The 17857-nt window shown below is 72.5% G+C and carries 14 protein-coding genes and 4 pseudogenes; 4 read left to right on the forward strand and 14 right to left on the reverse strand.

All coding sequences use genetic code 11. The features are described from left to right. Positions 1 to 242: 242 nt before the first annotated feature. The 9 genes and pseudogenes from OJ254_RS04255 to OJ254_RS30910 form a co-directional block, all read right to left on the reverse strand. Positions 243 to 1136, reverse strand: a complete 894-nt coding sequence (locus OJ254_RS04255; RefSeq protein WP_265361309.1) for a DUF5936 domain-containing protein — start codon at positions 1134 to 1136, stop codon at positions 243 to 245. A 19-nt stretch (positions 1137 to 1155) separates the two neighbouring features. Beyond that, on the reverse strand, positions 1156 to 2058 hold the full coding sequence (locus OJ254_RS04260) for a type II secretion system F family protein (RefSeq protein ID WP_265365041.1): 903 nt from the start codon (positions 2056 to 2058) through the stop codon (positions 1156 to 1158). A gap of 98 nt (positions 2059 to 2156) precedes the next feature. Continuing rightward, positions 2157 to 3479: pseudogene (locus OJ254_RS04265) on the reverse strand (TadA family conjugal transfer-associated ATPase); the annotation flags it as partial. Then, positions 3476 to 3955 (reverse strand): TadE family protein, encoded by a 480-nt coding sequence (locus tag OJ254_RS04270; protein WP_265361310.1) that lies wholly within the window; start codon positions 3953 to 3955, stop codon positions 3476 to 3478. The gene OJ254_RS04270 and the pseudogene OJ254_RS04265, both read right to left, overlap by 4 nt. Before the next feature lie 307 nt (positions 3956 to 4262). Next, positions 4263 to 4361: pseudogene (locus OJ254_RS31400) on the reverse strand (pilus assembly protein); the annotation flags it as partial. Positions 4362 to 4557: 196 nt separating this feature from the next. Beyond that, on the reverse strand, positions 4558 to 5751 hold the full coding sequence (locus OJ254_RS04280; protein WP_423835823.1) for a CpaE/TadZ family protein: 1194 nt from the start codon (positions 5749 to 5751) through the stop codon (positions 4558 to 4560). 63 nt (positions 5752 to 5814) lie between these two features. Further along, positions 5815 to 6533, reverse strand: a pseudogene (gene cpaB, locus OJ254_RS04285) (Flp pilus assembly protein CpaB). A 131-nt stretch (positions 6534 to 6664) separates the two neighbouring features. Further along, positions 6665 to 7657: a hypothetical protein gene (locus tag OJ254_RS30905; RefSeq protein WP_341483561.1), complete on the reverse strand. Its 993-nt coding sequence runs from the start codon at positions 7655 to 7657 to the stop codon at positions 6665 to 6667. Next, entirely contained in the window at positions 7654 to 8079 is a 426-nt protein-coding gene (locus tag OJ254_RS30910; protein ID WP_341483562.1) for a hypothetical protein, read from the reverse strand. The genes OJ254_RS30905 and OJ254_RS30910 overlap by 4 nt, the downstream gene beginning before the upstream one ends. Positions 8080 to 8265: 186 nt before the next feature. Here OJ254_RS30910 and OJ254_RS04295 point away from each other — a divergent pair, with 186 nt between their 5' ends. Together OJ254_RS04295 and OJ254_RS04300 are read left to right on the forward strand one after the other, a co-directional pair. Further along, the gene (locus OJ254_RS04295) at positions 8266 to 8406 is read left to right on the forward strand and encodes a hypothetical protein (protein ID WP_265361311.1); all 141 of its coding nucleotides are present in this window, start codon (positions 8266 to 8268) and stop codon (positions 8404 to 8406) included. 198 nt (positions 8407 to 8604) lie between these two features. Beyond that, positions 8605 to 9617, forward strand: a pseudogene (locus OJ254_RS04300) (chitinase). A gap of 124 nt (positions 9618 to 9741) precedes the next feature. On the opposite strand, the gene OJ254_RS04305 reads toward OJ254_RS04300, so the two are convergent. Next, positions 9742 to 10617, reverse strand: coding sequence for a S1 family peptidase (locus OJ254_RS04305; RefSeq protein WP_265361312.1), 876 nt, complete (start codon positions 10615 to 10617; stop codon positions 9742 to 9744). A 245-nt stretch (positions 10618 to 10862) separates the two neighbouring features. Between OJ254_RS04305 and OJ254_RS04310 the strand changes: the two genes are divergently transcribed. Next, positions 10863 to 12227 (forward strand): M14 family metallopeptidase, encoded by a 1365-nt coding sequence (locus tag OJ254_RS04310; RefSeq protein ID WP_265361313.1) that lies wholly within the window; start codon positions 10863 to 10865, stop codon positions 12225 to 12227. Positions 12228 to 12310: 83 nt separating this feature from the next. Here OJ254_RS04310 and OJ254_RS04315 read toward each other — a convergent pair whose 3' ends face one another. The 4 genes from OJ254_RS04315 to OJ254_RS04330 form a co-directional block, all read right to left on the reverse strand. Beyond that, entirely contained in the window at positions 12311 to 13795 is a 1485-nt protein-coding gene (locus tag OJ254_RS04315) for a GntP family permease (protein ID WP_265361314.1), read from the reverse strand. Positions 13796 to 13909: 114 nt separating this feature from the next. Then, a complete protein-coding gene (locus OJ254_RS04320; RefSeq protein WP_265361315.1) occupies positions 13910 to 14320 on the reverse strand; it encodes a RidA family protein in 411 nt (136 codons plus the stop codon). Between the two features lie 2 nt (positions 14321 to 14322). Further along, on the reverse strand, positions 14323 to 15081 hold the full coding sequence (locus OJ254_RS04325; protein ID WP_265361316.1) for an IclR family transcriptional regulator: 759 nt from the start codon (positions 15079 to 15081) through the stop codon (positions 14323 to 14325). A 73-nt stretch (positions 15082 to 15154) separates the two neighbouring features. Beyond that, positions 15155 to 16324, reverse strand: a complete 1170-nt coding sequence (locus OJ254_RS04330) for a sugar kinase (protein WP_265361317.1) — start codon at positions 16322 to 16324, stop codon at positions 15155 to 15157. Positions 16325 to 16547: 223 nt separating this feature from the next. Between OJ254_RS04330 and OJ254_RS04335 the strand changes: the two genes are divergently transcribed. Next, positions 16548 to 17837, forward strand: coding sequence for an amino acid deaminase (locus OJ254_RS04335; protein WP_265361318.1), 1290 nt, complete (start codon positions 16548 to 16550; stop codon positions 17835 to 17837). Positions 17838 to 17857: the final 20 nt, after the last annotated feature.

Below are 17857 nucleotides of genomic sequence, written 5' to 3' on the forward strand. Positions count from 1 at the left end.
CCCGCTCCCCCTCCGGACCGCGTCCCTGCGCCGATGCCCATGCGGACCGGCCGGCCTCCCCGCGTCCGAGCACGGTGGTGACCGCCGGTCCACCCACTGTGACACAACTCGTTGCTGTTGCGAAGGCGTTGACGGGAAAGCGGGCGGTGCACCGTACGCATCCGGCCGGGCCCGGCACGGAACCCCGGCGACCGCCGTGCGCCCGGCCCACCCACTCCCCGCGGCACCGCGCGGGCGCGCCCTCACTCTCCCATCAGCGAGCCGAAGTTGGTGCCCGAGCCGAGGAAGAAACCCGCGATGAGCAGGATCATCGTCGCCGGAACCATGAACGTGGTGACGACCATGGTGGCCTTGGGAACGGCCCGGGCAGCGCGCCGGCGGGCGTTCTGGGCGTCGGTCCGGCGCATGTCGTTGGCGATCTGGATGAGGGTGTCGACGATGGGCGAGCCGAGCTCCTCACCCTGCTGGAGGGCGGTGACGAACTGGGCGACCTGTTCCGAGTCGTTGCGTTTGCGCAGTTCCTCGAAGGCGGCCCGGCGGCTGACCCCCATGTCCATCTGCCGCAGGGTGATCCGGAGTTCATCGGCCCACGGTCCTTCGTATTTGTCCGCGACCCGGTCGAGTGCCTGGCGGAAACTCAGCCCGGCGCTCACGACGACCGCGAGCACGTCCAGGAAGTCCGGCAGGGTCCGCTCGATCGTGTCCTTGCGCTGGCGGATCGCGGCCCAGATGCCGACCTCGTTCCAGAAGAGGCCGAAGAGCACCATCAGGACGCCGAGAACCGGCTGACCGCGCAGGAACATCACCAGCGCGCCGGTGAAGCCGAGGGCGCCGTAGACGGCCCGGCGGGCGGCGTAGCGGTCGACGGTGAGGCCGCCCGGGTTGCCCGCCAGGTCGATCCGGCGGCGGATGCGGGCGGTGCGCTTGTCGCCCATCAGGCGCAGGACGAGCGGGGCGTAGCGCATGCCGAGGCGGTCCACGGCCGAGCCGACGGCCGTCGTCCGGGTCGCGCCGACCTCCAGGGAAAGCGCCAGATCGGGCGGCAGCCGGGCCTCGCGGCGGTAGAGGGCCACACCGCAGCAGATGCCGACGACCGAGAGGGCGAAGGCCGCGGCCAGCAGAATTCCGATTCCCATCCGGTTTCCCCTCCGGTCCTCAGACGTCGATCTTGGACAGTCGGCGGATGAAGAAGAAGCCCAGCCCGTAGAGGACGAAGGCGACGACGACCGCGAGCTGGCCGAGGAAGGAGGACGTCATGCGGTCGATGGCGCCGGGGGCGATGCGGTTCATCAGCAGCAGGGTGCCGACGCCGAGCAGCGGGACGACGTAGGCGGTGACGGTGACCTGGGAGAGCTGGGTGCGGACCTCGCGACGGGTCTCCTTGCGCTCCTCCAGCGTCGTGGTGAGGTTGCGCAGCGAGCCGACGACGGTGCCGCCGGCGCGGTTCGACAGGACGAGGGTGGTGACGAGGACCACCAGCTCGCGGGAGGGCAGGCGTTCGGCGAGTTCGCCCAGGGCCTCGTCGATGGAGTGGCCGACGGCGAGCTTCGCCGCCACCTTGGCCAGTTCCTCGCCGGCCGGGGCCTCCAGTTCCTCGGCGGCCATCCCCAGGGCCGTGCGCAGCGCCAGTCCGGCCTGGGTGGCGTTGGCCAGGATCCGGGAGAGTTCGGGGAGTTGGTTGATGAACTTCTCGATGCGTTTCTGGCGCTGCCAGTTGAGGAACGCGAACGCCGCCCAGACGGCGACCAGCGCGGCGATCGGCCCGAAGAAGGGCGCCAGGACGGCATGGGCGACCAGCCACAGGGCGACGACCGCGACGAGCATGCCGACGAAGAACTCGCCGGGGGTGACGTCCAGGCCGGTGGCGGCCAGCCGGAGTTCCAGACGGCGGCCGAAGCGGGTGCCGCGCAGGGCGCGGTCCACGGACGGGAAGCGGCGGCGCTTCCCGGTCGCCGGCAGCCCGTGCTCGTCGGCCAGGCGGTCGACGACGGCCTGGCGCTGGGCCCGCCCGGTCGCGAAGGTGCGGACGCCGGCGACGGCGAGCACCGCGCACAGCAGCGTGGCCCGATGGTGAGCTGGACGAGGGGTGCGTGGAGGCCGTGTCCAGCCCCCCGGCGGCAGTGGTCAGGGCCCAGCCGGTCATGAGGTGGCCTTCCGGTGGCGAGTTGGTCGTCGGTGGCCGCCACCCCGAAGGCGGGCGGGGTGGGCTCGCTCGCCATGAAGAGGCGTTCGGCCACCCGTCGGGGCAGCGGGAAGTAGCGGAAGCGGCCGTGCACGATCCGGTCGGCGCCCATCGGTTCGGCGTCGAACCGGCAGACCGTCGCGATCCGGTAGTCCTCGTGGCCGCGCGAGTCGAGGATGGCGATCTCGCTGATCCGGCGGGAGCCGTCGGCGTGCCGGGTGAGCTGGACGATGCAGTCGACGGCGCTGTTGATCTGGTCCCGCAGCGCCTCGAAGGGGATCTTGACGTCCGACATGGAGGCCAGCGTCTGCAGCCGCATCAGGGCGTCCTCGGCGCTGTTGGCGTGCACGGTGGCGAGCGAGCCGTCGTGGCCGGTGGACATCGCCTGGAGCATGTCGAGGGTCTCCCCGCCGCGCACCTCACCGACGATGATGCGGTCGGGGCGCATGCGCAGGGAGTTGCGTACGAGGTCGCGGATGGTGATCCGGCCCTTGCCCTCCACGTTGGGCGGCCGGGCCTCCAGCCGGATGACGTGGGTCTGCTGGAGCTGGAGTTCGGCGGCGTCCTCGACGGTGATGATCCGCTCGCCCTCCGGGATGAGGCCGGACAGGGCGTTGAGCAGGGTGGTCTTGCCGGCACCGGTGGCACCGGAGACCACCACGTTGAACTTGGCGCGCACCAGCCCGGCCAGCAGCATCAGCATCTGCTCGTCGAGCGTGCCCCTGCCGATGAGTTCGGCGAGGGTGTAGGCGCGCGGGAAGCGGCGGATGGTGAGCGTGGCGCCGTTCAGGGCGAGCGGCGGGATGATGACGTTGACGCGCTCCCCGGAGGGGAGGCGGGCGTCGACCATCGGATTGGACTCGTCGACGCGGCGGTTGACGGTGGAGACGATCCGCTCGATGGTCTGCATCAGCTGTTCGTGCGAGGCGAAGCGGACCGGGACGAGTTCGACCCGGCCGGCGCGTTCGACGTAGACCTGGTCGGGCCCGTTGACCATGATCTCGGTGATCGAGGCGTCTTCCAGCAGCGGCTCCAGCACACCCAGGCCCAGCGCCTCGTCGACCACCCGGCGGATCAGCTGGGCGCGTTCGGCGGTGGAGAGCACCGGGCCCTCGCGGCTGATGATGTGGCCGAGGACGCGCTCCAGCCGGGACCGGCGCTCGGCCGCGGCCAGCGACGACATCTCGGCGAGGTCGATCTCCTCCAGCAGCTTGGCGCGGTAGGTGGCGACCAGGTGGCTGTCGTGGCGCGGCTCGCCGGCCGGCTCGGGCGCGACGATCCGGGCTTTCAGGCTCATCGCGGGGTGCTCCTTCGTACGTGCTCGCGGCCGCGCCCTGCGCGCCGGCGTCGGGGGCGGGGCATGGTGGCGCTGCGGCTGGCGGAGCCGAAGTCGTCGACGCCGGGGATGATCGAGGGGATCGTGACCCGGGCCGTGGCGCTGACCTCGTCGCCGCCCTCGCTGACCGAGATCGTCGCGCGGTCGGCGACCCAGCCGCTCATCGCGGCCCGGCCGGCGGACCGCGGATCGGTCTCGCGGTCGGCCCGGTCCATCGAGGCGGTACGGGCCGCGGCGCGCGCGCCGGTGCCGGCCTGCTGGACGGTGTAGGCCGCCAGGCCGAGCTGGACCACGGCCAGCGCGACGATCAGCAGGATCGGCAGGAAGCCGAGGAACTCGATGGAGGCCTGCCCGCGGTCGCGGCCGGGGCGGCCGCCGGGCGGGACCGCGCGGACTGCGGAACCCTCCCGGGCCCCGGCGGCACGGCGACGGGACATGGCTCCGGGGCGGCACACCGTCCTCATCGGCTGTCCTCCTTCGCGGCGCCGGCCGAGCCGGTGATGTGCCCCGGGAAGCTGGCCACGCCGGGGAAGAGCACCGGGACACTGATCCGGACGGTGGCCTTCCACAGGCCGGCCTCGGTGGTGCAGGAGGCCGAGGAGCCCGCCTGCCAGGCGGGCGGCAGCTGGTCCTCAGCGGCGGTGCGGCAGGCGCCGGCGCCGCCGTCCGGGTGGCGGTGGCCGCCCGCGCGCCCCGGTCGGCGGCGTGCGCGGCGAGCGAGTAGGCGTACCCGACCAGCACGAACTGCCAGAGCAGCACGAGGACCACCAGGATCAGCGGCAGCAGTCCCAGGAACTCCACGGAGACCTGTCCGCGGTCGTCGCCGCCCAGCGGGCGCCGCACCGCTCAGCCCTCCTCGTACGGCCGGCCGGGTCGAACGGCCCGGGCCCGCCGGCCGCCGTCGCCTGCCCCCGCCGGACGCCGAACCGCCCGGCACCCGACCCCGATCCCGACCCGGCGCGGGCCCCGGAGGCCGTACCCGGACCCGTCCCGGAACCGGAAGCCGCCCCCGTCGTGAGCGCCTTGCGCTTGCGCCCCGTCAGCGACGGGCGCGCCCGGTGGCTGCCCCGGCCCTGCCGCGCGGCCGGTGACTCGACCAGCCCCAGCTCAGCGGCGAGCGCCCAGAGCGCCTGCTTGACCGTCGACCGGGCGTCCAGGTCCTGCATCCGGCCGGCGTCCACACACGGCTGGAGTTCCTTGTACGCCGCCGGGACGTGGGCCCGGGCCGTCCGGGTGCCGGTGGCCTTGGCGACCACCGGCGGCTGGATCTCGGTGCTGCGGGTGAGCCGGTTGACGACCGTGGTGGTGTCCTCGGCCTTGCGGATCTGCAGCCGGTCCCACAGCCGTACCTGCCGCTTGGCGGCCCGTACGGCCACCACGTCCGGGTGGTCACGAGCAGGGCGACGTCGGCGAGTTCGACGGCCGCGGCGTTCGCCGACTGCATCTGGGAGCCGCAGTCGACCACCACGACCTCGTAGCGGGAGCGCAGTGCGCCGAGGATCTGCCGGGCCGCCCGGTCGTCGACCTCCTCGCCGCGCTCACCCTCCTCCGGCGCCAGCAGCAGTGCCAGCCCGGTGTGGTGGTCGTGCACCGCGTCCTGCAGGACCCGTACGGACAGGTCCTGGATGCCGGCCAGGTCGACGATCGAGCGGCGGAACTGGACGTCCAGGTAGGAGGCGACGTCCCCGGACTGCAGGTCGAGGTCGACCAGCGCGACGCTGCGGCCCGCGGCCCGGGCGGCCAGCGCCAGTTGGACGGCGGCGACGGTGGTGCCGACCCCGCCCTTGGCGCCGGTCACGGTCACCAGCCGGCCGGCCGGGCCGGGCCGCGCCTCCGGGTTTCCCCCCAGGTGCACCCGTACGCCGGCGGCCCACTGGGCGGCGGCCTGTACCCGGGCGGCCAACTCGTCGTAGCCGAGCGGCAGTCCGACGATGCCCCGGGCGCCGGCGTCCATCGCCGCGGAGAACAGCGCGGGCCCGGCGTCGGTGGTGATCAGGACGACGCCGACGGCGGGGAAGCGGAGCGCGATCTCCCGGATCAGTTCCAGCGCCGGTGTCGGCCCGATCCGCTCGTGGACCAGGACGACCTCGGGCAGCGCCTCGACGGCGGGGCCCGGACCGGTGTCCGCGGCGGGGTGTGCCGCGGCCCCGGCCAGGGCGTCGAGCAGTGCGGTGCCGTCGGCGACCGCGGGCGCCGGTTCGGCGTCCGGCAGCTGGTTGAGCAGCGAGGTCACCGCGCGGCGGCGTCCGGGTCGCCGATCGCCGGAAGGATACGGATGGTCACCTGGGCCTCCGGGTCACTTGTCGCCGTCGAGGGTGTAGGTGCGCTGGCTCGGCGGGATGGTGGCCTCGCTGCCGGGCGCGAGCAGCGCCAGCCGTACGTGGGAGGCGAACGACTCGGCGTACGCGACCCGCTGGCGTCCTGGGTGTTGAGCGCGAAGGTGATCGGCACGGCCTCGCCGGCCTGCCGGTTGGCCGCGTTCGTGTCGCCGGGGTCCTTGGCCTCCAGGGGCGTCAGCTTGCCGACGTCGATGACCTGGGCGCCGGCCACGATGACCTTGGAGACCGGCTTGTCCTCGGGGCGCTTGCCCTCGAAGGTGGCGTAGATGTTCACCCGGGCACCGGGGTTGATCTTGCCGGCCACACCGGTCGCGGCGTCGATCATGATGGCGATCTCCTGCTGCCCGGCCTTCAGCGCCGGCCGCTCGACGATCATGTCGTCCTGGAGCAGCGACCCCTTCTTCAGCGGGGTCACCGCGATCTTGCCGCTGACCTGGTCCAGATCGGTCACGGCGGTGGGCGGCAGCCAGCGCTGCGGCATCTTCACCTTCTCGAACTGCCCCGGATCCAGCGCTTTATAGGCCGCGACGTCCGTCTTCAGCCGGTACGCGGTCTTCTCGGGACCGACCTTGGACTCGACGTTCCTGATCACCGACAGCACGCCGACGAACGCGCCGACCGCACAGAGAACCGACAGGAGCAGCAGGATCACTCCGCGGCGCTGGCGTGAGTTCATGGGGGAGGGACCTCGATCGGGACGGGGGCGGGGCGCGGGGCGGTCAGGTCGGCGGCGGTGGTTCGGTGGGGCGGTCGGCCGGTGGGCCGGTGCGGCGGGGGCGGTTCGGGGTGGCCGGCTCGGTCGGGGTGTCAGCGGGCGCGGGCCACCGTCCGTGGGGTGCCGGGGACGCCGGAGGCGCCGGGCACGTCCGGCTCGCCGGCGAAGTCGGGTGGCCGGGGAGGTGGTTGCGGCCGGGCGCGGCGCACGGGACGTCGGTCGCGTACGGGTTCCCCGGGACGGGGCGGCCCGACCCGTAGGGGTTCCCCGGAACTCCGGGCCCGGGGACGCCGTTCGGGAGGCCCGGCCCGCGGACATCCACCTCCCCCGGTACGCCCCGGCCGGCGGGCGCGCCACCGTATCCGTCCGGCATCCCCGGCCGCCGGGCACGCCCGACGGCGCCACCGGTGCCAGCCCCCGCTCGGCCCAGGGCGCGGACGGCGGCGGGCCGGACTGCGGTGCCGGGGCGGGGTGCGGGGCGGGTGAAGGGGTGGCGGAGGGGTCGGGAGCCGGGGACGGGGCCGGGCCGCGGGCGCCTCGCCGTCCGGACCAGGGGCCGGCAGCGCCTGCGGGTCCGGGCCCCCGGCCGGGAGCTGGTCCGCCGCCGAGCGCGGGGCGTTCGCCGCCTCCGCTCCCGGCCCCGCTATGGCCGCGGGGCCGCACCCGGCCTGGCCGCCGCCCCGTGGCGCCCGGTCCCTGGCCAGCGGTGCCGTGCAGAACGCGCACCGGTCGCCGAGCACTTCCAGCCCGCACCAGCCGCACTCCTCGCGCCGTACCGACGCGACCAGTTGGCGGAGGATCGCCGGGTCCGGGATGCCCGCGGCGAATTCGATCAGCTTCTGGGTGCCCCACCACCGCGCGGACTCGGCTGGCAGCCGCGCCTCGTAGGCCCCCTGCACCTGCCAGGCCGGGGCGAGGGCGCCGGTGACCCAGTCCGTGGTGAGCTGGCCGCGGGCGACCGCGAGTTCGGTGGCGAATCCGGGCGGCCGCAGCCCGGCCTCGGTGGCGTGCCGGTCCAGGTGCACCAACTGCGGTTCGGGGTGCGCCAGGACGGCGAAGTGGGCGCCGGGCAGCCAGGACTTCACATGGGCGCGCAGATCGACCTCGATGCGGTCCAGCCGGTGACGCTGCCCAGCAGGGCCCCGGCATGGATGTAATGGGTCAGCAGCCGGGCCGCGCTGGCCAGCACACCGGGGCTGAAGTCGTACAGGGACAACTGCCGCAGCTGGCGCGCCAGCAGGGCGACGCCGAGCGGCGGCAGGGACACCGGGACGATGGCGATCCGGTCGCTCTCCAGGACGGCCCGGAGGGTGTGCAGCCGCCGGACGTGCTCGGGCGGGCAGGCGGAGGAGTACAGCGCGACGAGGTGGCCGTGGTGTTCCAGCACCGCGCTGGTCTCCGTCAGCGCGTCGTCCAGGGGCGCCAGATGCGGTGCGGGCAGGACGACGGCGGCAGGTGTTCGCCCGCCGACGGCGGCACCTCCCTGCGCGAACGGAGTTGCGCGCAAGGGGGAAGGCAGCGTGAGGTCAGGGCTGGTGACTGCAATCGCGGTCGGCACGTCGCTCCCCCACTCCCTCCGGCCGCCGGGGGTCCCGGGACCGCGGATCGGCACAGCTCTGCGCCATCGGCGCCATACGCTCAGCACTTTATCCACAGAGATACGTCCCGGAGAACACGTTCTGGGCTACTCGTCATGACCATCGCGACGGTCGGAGTCACCGCCGCCGTCACGACCCGCGCGATGACCTCCGCGATGACCTTCGACCGGAGGGAATCCGCGCATACCGCCCCGAACGGCGAGGACGGCAACTCCCGCTTCCGACAGGGCCCTTGACAGGAGCATTGGTCTGGACCACGTTGTACGGCACGCACGCACAGGGGCCCCTGAACGCGCATCCGCACCACCGCTCTCACCTTCCCCCACTCCCCCACGGAGGCAGTCGTGGTTCGCGCACGATCAGATGCGGTTCGCGCAGGTTCAGGTTCGTTCGGCGCACGGTCGGTTCCGGACGTACGCAAGGTCAGGAGGAGGCTGCTCGCCGGGCTGGCCGCCGCGGCACTGACCTCGGCCGGTCTCGTCGCCGCCGGCACCGCCCAGGCCTCGGTGGGACACCCGGCCGCGGCCGCCGCCGCCCCGGCCACCGGCTCCGCTGCGCACCCCGCCGCCGTCCCCGCGCACGCCCTCACCGGCTACTGGCAGAACTTCAACAACGGCGCCACGGTGCAGAAACTCAAGGACGTCGACGACGCCTACGACATCATCGCGGTGTCGTTCGCCGAGGCCACCGACCGGCCCGGGGCGGTCACGTTCCACCTCGACCCGGCCGTCGGCTACGGCTCCGTCGACGACTTCAAGGCGGACATCAAGGCCAAGCAGGCGGCCGGCAAGTCCGTGGTCCTCTCGGTCGGCGGCGAAAGGGGGCGATCTCGGTCAACGACGACGCCTCCGCGAAGAACTTCGCCGACTCGGTCGGCACGCTCATGGACGAGTACGGCTTCGACGGCGTCGACATCGACCTGGAGAACGGCCTCGACGCGACGTACATGACCCAGGCCCTGAAGGCGGTGCACGCCGCGCACGGCGGCGTCGTGGTGACCATGGCCCCGCAGACCATCGACATGCAGTCACCGCAGAACGAGTACTTCAAGACGGCGCTCGGCATCAAGGACTTCCTGACCGCCGTCAACATGCAGTACTACAACAGCGGTGCCATGAACGGCTGTGACGGCAAGGTCTACGCCCAGGGCTCGGTGGACTTCCTGACCTCGCTCGCCTGCATCCAGCTGGAGAACGGCCTGGACCCGTCACAGGTCGGCATCGGCGTCCCGGCGTCCGACCGCGCGGCCGGCAGCGGCCACATCGCCCCGTCCGTCGTCAACGACGCGCTCGACTGCCTGACCAAGGGCACGGGCTGCGGCGCGTTCAAGCCGGCGAAGACGTACCCGGGGCTGCGCGGCGCGATGACCTGGTCCACCAACTGGGACGCCGCCAACGGCAACGAGTTCGCCCACCAGGTGGGCAGCCACGTCCACGGCCTCCCGTAGGGGATCCCTGAGGACGCCCGGAGCCGCCGCCCCCTACTGCCAGGTCCCGCGCACACGGTGCACGGGACCTGGCGCCCTGTCCGGGACCGCGACAGGGAGGAGCGGCGCTAACTCCGCCGGGTCGTCACCTCCGCACGCCCGCCGGCTTCGGCAGCGCACAGCCCGCGGCGCTCAGGTCCAGCTTGTTGCCGGCGCCGAAGCACTTCGGGATCCCGTAGGTCTCCTCGGCGTAGTTGGTGCCCTGGTGCACCGTGACGTTGCCGTTCTCGTCGACCTCGCACGGGTTGTTGACGGTGCACTTCTCGCCGTCCTCGTTGCCCGTGTTGTTGATGGCCGCGACCTTGCCCGTCGTGGTGTCGACCACCGGCGAACCGGACGTGCCACCTATGGTCTTGCACTCCGGGGTGTAGCGGACCGAGTCCTTCCAGGTCCAGTCGCCCTCCTTGAGGGTGGGTACGAACCCGTCGATGCTGCAGGTGTAGATCTTCTTCCAATAGCCGGAGACCACACTGATCCCGGCGCCCTTGGCCGGGTGTTCGGTGGCCAGTTCCAGCGGCTTGATCCCGTACTTCTGCTCGATCTGGGCGTACGTGGAGCCGGTCTGGTAGATCGTGACGTCGGTGTCGGTCATCGTCGCGTAGGCGACCTTGGTGGCCCGGATCGTGCCCACGCCGCGCGCCGACTTGTCGAGCAGGGTGAAGCGGCGGCTGGACGGCTGGTCGACGATCACCTCGCCCGCGCCGGGCATACCGCTTTCCAGACAGTGGCCGTTGGACATCACCAGCGCCGGGTCGTTCGCCTGCGAGGTGGGCATCCGCACCACCGAGCCGGAGCAGTTGCTCAGCGCCACGGTGCCTGCGAAGTCCACCGCCTTGGTCTTGTGCTGCCCGTGGTGCGACGCCGCCGCACCGGGCGCCGCCTGCGCCGTTCCGACGGTGCCCACCAGGGCTGCGGCTCCCAGCACGGCCGTGGCCAGGGTGCCGACGAGAGGTCTGTTCATGTGGGGGTCCTCTCAGCTTCTGTCACCGAGAGTCCGCACGAACTCTCGGTTTTGTCGTGCGCATTGTCAGCGCCACACCCCACCGGGGCAACCAATCCACCGAAATCGATGGGAAGTTGACGGCCGCGGTGGCCGCCCCGGACTCTCCCGCCCCCGCCACATCTGGCCGTCCCGCACCTTGACCCGCCCATGCCAACCCCAAACACTGGCGGCGTCGCTTCGACTCACACCCCACAGGAGACCGCATGCGACCACGGATACGCGGCGGACGGTCGACCGTCCTCGCCGCGCTGCTCTCCCTCGCGCTCGCCGCCCCGATCACCGCCGCACAGGCCCTGGGCTCTCCGGCCGGAGCCGCCGTCGGTGCCGCCGCGGCGGACGGCGGGGGCCGGACCCAGGACCGGCAGCCCCATCAGTACGAGGTGACCGGGCCGGCCACGCCGGCGGCCCGTACCGCGCTCGCGGCGACCGGCGTCAGCATCGACGAGGTGCACGCCCGGGCCGTCGTCATCACGGCCGACCGGACCCAGGCCGCCGCCGTGCGTCACCTCGGTTACGAACTGCGGCAGTTGCCCGACAGTCCGGGGGCCGCGCCGGCCGCTCCCGGAACCCGCGTCAAGGACTTCCCGCCCGGCTACACCGGCTACCACACCTACGCCGAGGCCACGAAGGAGATCGACGCCCTCGTCGCCAAGTACCCGGCGATCCTGTCCAAGCAGGTCATCGGCAGGTCCCACGAGGGCCGCGACATCCTCGCCCTCAAGCTCAGCAAGAACGTCACCAAGGACGAGAACGAGCCCGAGGTGCTCTTCACGGCCCATCAGCACGCCCGGGAACACCTCACCGTGGAGATGGCCCTCTACCTCCTCAATGAGCTGACCTCGAAGTACGGTGCGGATCCGCGCGTGACGAAGATCCTCGATTCGCGGGAGGTCTGGATCGTGCCGGACCTCAACCCGGACGGCGGGGAGTACGACATCGCTTCCGGGTCGTTCCGCAGCTGGCGGAAGAACCGGCAGCCCAACGCCGGGAGCAGCGAGGTCGGCACGGACCTGAACCGCAACTGGGACTTCAAGTGGGGCTGCTGCAACGGCTCCTCCGACGACCCGGGCGACGAGACCTACCGCGGTCCCTCCCCCGCCTCCGCGCCCGAGGTGCAGGTCGTCTCGAAGTTCGTGCGCAGCCGCATCGTGGGCGGTGTGCAGCAGATCAAGGCCGCCATCGACTTCCACACGTACAGCGAACTCGTCCTGTGGCCCTTCGGGTTCACCAACGACCCCACCGGCCCCGGCATGACGCAGGACGAGCACGACACCTTCGCCACCCTCGGCAAGAAGATGGCCGCCACCAACGGCTACACCCCGGAGCAGTCCAGCGAGCTCTACATCACCGACGGCGCCATCGACGACTGGCTGTGGGGGGACCAGAAGATCTTCGCCTACACCTTCGAGATGTTCCCGTCGTCCGGGCACGGCGGCTTCTACCCGAAGGACTCGGTGATCGCGAAGGAGACCGCACGCAACCGGGAGGCGGTGCTCCAGCTGCTGGAGACCGCGGACTGCGTGTACCGCGTGATCGGCAAGGAAGGGCAGTACTGCAAGGGCAGTTGAGTCGCGGGTGGATTGCGGACCCGCACGGAGGTACGGGCCGCCGCTTCGCCGCGTCACCGCGGGGAGGCGGCGGCCCGCGCCCGTCACACCAGCAGGCTCACCAGCGCCGCCACCGCGAACCCCGCGACGGAGAGGACGGATTCCAGCACCGTCCAGGTCTTCAGCGTGTCGCGTTCGGTGATGCCGAAGTACTTGCTGACCATCCAGAAGCCGCCGTCGTTCACGTGCGAGGCGAAGATCGAGCCCGCCGAGATCGCCATGATGACGAGTGCGACGAAGGGCTGCGAGTGGTGGCCCGCCTCGATCAGTGGCCAGACGATGCCGGCCGTGGTGACGATCGCGACGGTCGCCGAGCCCTGGGCCACGCGCAGGACGAGGGAGATCAGGTAGGCGAGGACGATCACCGGCAGGCCGATGCCCTTGAAGGTGTCGGAGAGCGCCTGGGCGACGCCGCTGCCCTTGAGGACCGCGCCGAAGATCCCACCGGCGCCGACGACCAGCAGGATGTTGCCGACCGGCTTCAGGGCGGCGGTGGACACCGTCTCCAGGGACCTGCGGGACCAGCCGCGGCGGATGCCGAGCAGGTAGTACGCGAGCAGCAGCGCGAGGGTCAGGGCGACGAAGGGGTGGCCGAAGAACTCGACGACCGAGCGGGCGGTGGAGGGCGCGAGGGCGATGGAGGAGAAGGTGGCGAGGAGGATCAGGACGAGCGGGGTGCCGATGATGGCGAGGACGGTGCCGAGCGGGACCGGCCTCTCCGTCGGGGTGACGCCGGCCTTGTGCTGTTCCTCGGCGAGCGCGGCCTTCGCCTCCGCCGCGGCCTCGACCATGTCCTGCGGTACGGGCACGAAGATCCGCCGGCCGATCCAGGCGGCCCAGCCCCAGGCGGCGAGCACGGCGGGGATACCGCAGACGATGCCCATGAGGATGACCCAGCCGAGGTCGACGTGGAGCAGGCCCGCCGCCGCCACCGGTCCCGGGTGCGGCGGCAGGAAGGCGTGGGTCATGGACAGGCCGGCGAGCAGCGGCATGCAGTAGAGGACGATCGACTTGCCACCCCGCTTGGCGGCCGCGTAGACGATCGGCGCGAGGACGAAGATGCCGACGTCGAAGAAGACCGGTATGCCGAAGATCAGGCCGGTCAGGCCCATGGCGAGCGGCGCCCGCCGCTCGCCGAAGAGGTGGAGCAGGCGGGAGGCCAGCACCTCGGCGCCGCCGGAGACTTCGAGCACCGCCCCGAGCATGGTGCCGAGGCCGATGATGATCGCGACGTGGCCGAGGGTGCCGCCCATGCCGGACTCGATGAGCGAGACGGCGTCGGACTTCTGGACGGTGCCGAAGAGTTCGGTGACGGAGAGGCCGGCGCCGAGTCCGACGGCGACCGAGACCGCCAGGAGGGCCACGAACGGCTGGAGCCTGATCTTGATGATCAGGAAGAGCAGCAGCACGATGCCGAGCGCGGCGACGGTCAGCAGTCCGGCGGTGCCGCCGATGAGGGGGAGGATGCCGCCGGTGTGGGGTGGTGGTTCGGCAGGGGTGGCGGCCGCGAGCGGGGCGAAGGGGGACATCGTTGACCTCGTAAGTGCATGAGACTTTCAGGGCAGGAGGGATCGCGGCACGGCACACCGCACTGGTGTGCCGCGCCGTGACGACGTACGGCTTGCTGGTGGTGTGGGGGACGCTCAGCTCAGGACGGCGAGCGCGTCGATCTCGATGAGCAGGCCCTTGGGCAGACCGACGTAGACGGTCGTGCGGGCGGCCGGGGCCTCCTTGAGGCCCTGCTCCTCGAAGTACTGGTTGTAGATCTCGTTCATCTCGGCGAAGTGGTCGGTGTCCGTGAGGTAGACGCGCATCATCATCACGTCGTCCCAGGTCGCGCCGCCCTCTTCGAGGATCGCCCGGACGTTGGCGAAGGTCTGCAGGGTCTGCTCGCGCAGGGTGGGGCCGGCCGGGGTGGGGGCCTGGCCCGGGACCGCGGGGAGGAAGCCGACCTGACCCGCGACCTGGAGGATGTTGCCCTTCTTCACGCCGTGGGAGAACTTCGCGGGCGGGGTGGTGTGGGTGGCCGGGGTGAGGGCGGTCTTCTCGCTCATGCTCATGCTTCCTTGGTCGGTGTACTGCCGGAGTACTCCCTGCTGATGGCGTCGGCGGTGCGGCGCACCAGTGGGAGCAGGGTGAGGAGTTCCTCGGCGGAGACGACGACGTTCGGTGCGGAGACCGACATGGCGGCGACGACGCGGCCGTCCGCGCCGCGGACGGGAGCCGCGACGCAGTTGATGGACTCCTCGTGGCCACCGAGGTCGGTGGCCCAGCCCTGTTCGCGGACCTTGGCCAGTTCGGCGAGGAAGGCCGTGGCGTCGGGGGTCGAACGGGCCGTGTAGCGGGGGTAGTCGAGCGTCGAGGCGAGGGTGCGGCGCTCGGCTTCCGGGAGGTCGGCGAGGAGCAGTTTGGCGACCGCGGCGACGGTGATCGCGACGGGCTTGCCGATCCGGGAGTACATCCGGACCGGGTAGCGGCTCTCGACCTTGTCGATGTAGAGGACCTCGTTCTCCTCGTGGACGGCGAGGTGGACCGTGTGTCCGCACTGCTCGTTGAGTGCGACGAGGTGCGGGTGGGCGATCTCGCGTACGTCGAGGTTCTCGACGGCTTCCTGGGCGAGCGCGAAGAGGCGGGCGCCGAGGCGGTAGCGCTGGTCGGCCTGCCGGTAGACCAGGCCGTGTTCGTGCAGGGTGCGCAGCAGCCGGAGGGCGGTGGACTTGTGCACGCCGAGCCGGTCGGCGACCTGGCCGAGGTCGGCGGGTCCCTCGGCGAGCAGCGGCAGGATGCTGAGCGCGCGGTCGACGGTCTGGCTCATGCTCGTGCCCCGCTTCGCTCGGCCCTGTCTTCGCCAGGGACGCACCTCTCGACGGCGCTCTCGCTTCGCTCGTTCACGGCGTGTGTACCTCCTCGACGGCCTCCTGAGTGGCTGCGATCCAGCCGGGGCCGAGGTGCAGTTTCTCCCAGGCGTCCGCGTCGAGCGCGGCCAGCCGGTCGGCGAGGGCCCGGCCGGGCGGGGCCGCGAGGTCGCCGGGGACGGTGAGGGCGGCGGCGGCGAAGAGGTGGCCGTGGCGGACGCGGGTGCGCAGCGGCAGGCCGCGGAGGGTGGCGGAGAGGAAGCCGGCGGCGAACGCGTCACCGGCGCCGACGGCGGCGACGACGTCCACGTCCGGGGCGCGGACGGCCAGGCGTTCGCCGCCGTGCCCCTCGGCCCGGTCCCCGCCGTGGAAGACGACGGCCCCGCTCGCACCCCGCTTGACCACGAGGAGCTCCGGCTCGGGCAGGGCCTCGCGGATCGCCCGGTCGCCGTGCAGACCCCAGGCGTCCCGGGCCTCGTCCTCACCGACGAAGACCAGGTCGGCCCCGCGCGCGAGGTCGAGCAGGACCCGCGGGCCGACGGGGGTACCTCCCTGCTCCTGGGGGCGCCCCCGCTCGAACGAAGCGGAGAGTGGGGGCGGAGCCGGGAGCGTGGGGGAGCCGCGCCACAGGCCGGGCCGGTGGTTGACGTCGAAGGAGACGAGGGGGCGGCGGCCGGGGCGGCGCGCGGTCAGGGTGCGCAGCAGGTCGAGGCAGTCGGCGGAGAGGGCCGCGGTGATGCCGGACAGGTGCAGGATCCGGCCGTCCTGGAGGGCGCCGGTGTCCAGGGTGGTCACGGACATGGCGGAGGCCGCGGAACCGGCGCGGTAGTAGGCGACCTCGTGGGCGTCGGTGGCGCGGTCGCCGGCGGTGCGGAAGTAGATGCCGGTGGGGCGGTCGCGGTCGCGGCGCACCGCGGAGGTGTCGACGCCGTACCCGGCGATGGTGTCGACGAGGTGGTCGCCGAAGCCGTCGGCGCCGACCCGGCTGACCCACTTCGTGCGGTGGCCGGCGGCGGCGAGCATGCAGGCGACGTTGGACTCGGCACCGCCGATGGCGCGGTCGAAGGAGGGGACGTCGGCGAGCCGTCCGGGCCGGCCGGGCAGGAAGGTGACCATGGACTCGCCGAGGCAGACGACCTCGGCGGCCGGGGCGGGGGTGCCGCCCGGGCCGTGGGTGCCGCTGACGTCCGGGGTCGTGGTCACGGTCGTGTGCGCTCCTTCGCTGGGCCGGCCCGGGCGGGCCGTGCGCGGCCCGCCGTCCCTGGAGTTCTTTCCCGGCGAGGTCCGCCATTTCCTGCGGTTTCCCGCCGCGTTCCCCGCCGTGTTTCCCACCATTGACCGGGCGATGGCCCGGATGTTAGACAGCTGTCAGCGATATGCGCAATGGTCGTTGCAGAGCATGCAACATGATCTTTGAGGAGGCCCCATGACGGGGGAGCGGCTCGCGCAGGGACTTGCGGAACTCGCGGACGAACGTGTCGATCACCGCTTCAAGGGGCTTCCCCCGGACGCCGAGGGGCTGACCGTCGGCGAGCTGGCCGCCGAGCGCCGCAACCTCTTCGACGGCGGGTTCACCACCCCCGTCCTGGCCCTCTCCGCGGAGGCCGTCGAGCACAACCTGGCCGCCCTGGAGACCTACTCCACCCGGCACGGCCTGGCCTTCGCCCCGCACGGCAAGACCTGTATGGCCCCGCAGCTCTTCGCCCGCCAGCTGGAGCACGGCGCCTGGGGCATCACCGCGGCCGTCCCGCACCAGGCCCGGGTCTACCGCACGTACGGCATCCAGCGGATCTTCCTGGCCAACGAGCTGGTGGACGCCGCCGCGCTGCGCTGGCTGGCCGGTGAGCTGGCCGCCGACCCCGACTTCCGCTTCGTCTGCTACGTCGACTCGCTGCCCGGCATCGCGCTGATGGACGCCGCGCTGCGGGAGGCCGGCGCCACCCGCCCGGTCGACGTGGTCATCGAACTGGGCGCGGGCGAGGGCGCGCGCACCGGCGTCCGCACCGAGGCCGAGTGCCTCGAACTCGCCGACGCCATCGCGGGCGTGGACACCCTCCGGCTGGTGGGCGTCGCCGGGTACGAGGGCGAGGTGCCGGACGCCGACGGCGAGCGGGTGCACGCCTGGCTGCGCCGGCTGGTGGCCCTGGCCGTGGAGTTCGACAAGGCCGGCCGGTTCGCCGACCTGGACCGGATCATCGTCAGCGCCGGCGGCAGCGCCTGGTTCGACGCGGTCGCCGAGGTCTTCGAGGAGATCCCCGCCCTGTCGGCACCGGTCCTCAAGCTGCTGCGCTCGGGCGCGTACGTCTCGCACGACGACGGCCACTACCGCCGACTGACCCCCTTCAACCGCGTCCCGGACGAGGGCGATCTGCAGCCCGCCTTCCGGCTGTGGGCGCAGGTCGTCTCCCGCCCCACGCCCGGCCAGGCGTTCCTCAACGCGGGCAAGCGCGACGCGGCCCACGACCTGGACCTGCCGCGGGCCCAGGTCGTGCGGTCCGGCCGGGACGGCAGCGAGCGGCCGGCGGACGGGATCACCGTCACCGGGCTGTCCGACCAGCACGCCTGGCTGGCGACGGAGCGCGCCGGCGACGTCGAGGTCGGCGACTGGGTCGGGCTGGGCCTGTCCCACCCGTGCACGTCGTTCGACAAGTGGCAGCTGATCCCGCTGGTCGAACGGGACGGCACGGTCGTCGACTTCGTCCGCACCTTCTTCTGACCCCCGCGTCCGCCCGGCCT

This window comes from Streptomyces endophytica (genome assembly GCF_026153355.1).
In the GTDB taxonomy this organism is placed as follows: Bacteria; Actinomycetota; Actinomycetes; order Streptomycetales; family Streptomycetaceae; genus Streptomyces; species Streptomyces endophytica.

What these genes read in the sequence shown, in the direction of transcription:
- OJ254_RS04325 (WP_265361316.1), bottom strand. Translation starts at nt 15,081, where the DNA reads ATGAGCCAGACCGTCGACCGCGCGCTCAGCATCCTGCCGCTGCTCGCC.
- OJ254_RS04310 (WP_265361313.1), top strand. Translation starts at nt 10,863, where the DNA reads ATGCGACCACGGATACGCGGCGGACGGTCGACCGTCCTCGCCGCGCTG.
- OJ254_RS04270 (WP_265361310.1), bottom strand. Translation starts at nt 3,955, where the DNA reads ATGTCCCGTCGCCGTGCCGCCGGGGCCCGGGAGGGTTCCGCAGTCCGC.
- OJ254_RS04315 (WP_265361314.1), bottom strand. Translation starts at nt 13,795, where the DNA reads ATGTCCCCCTTCGCCCCGCTCGCGGCCGCCACCCCTGCCGAACCACCA.
- OJ254_RS04335 (WP_265361318.1), top strand. Translation starts at nt 16,548, where the DNA reads ATGACGGGGGAGCGGCTCGCGCAGGGACTTGCGGAACTCGCGGACGAA.
- OJ254_RS04255 (WP_265361309.1), bottom strand. Translation starts at nt 1,136, where the DNA reads ATGGGAATCGGAATTCTGCTGGCCGCGGCCTTCGCCCTCTCGGTCGTC.
- OJ254_RS04305 (WP_265361312.1), bottom strand. Translation starts at nt 10,617, where the DNA reads ATGAACAGACCTCTCGTCGGCACCCTGGCCACGGCCGTGCTGGGAGCC.
- OJ254_RS04295 (WP_265361311.1), top strand. Translation starts at nt 8,266, where the DNA reads ATGACCATCGCGACGGTCGGAGTCACCGCCGCCGTCACGACCCGCGCG.
- OJ254_RS04320 (WP_265361315.1), bottom strand. Translation starts at nt 14,320, where the DNA reads ATGAGCGAGAAGACCGCCCTCACCCCGGCCACCCACACCACCCCGCCC.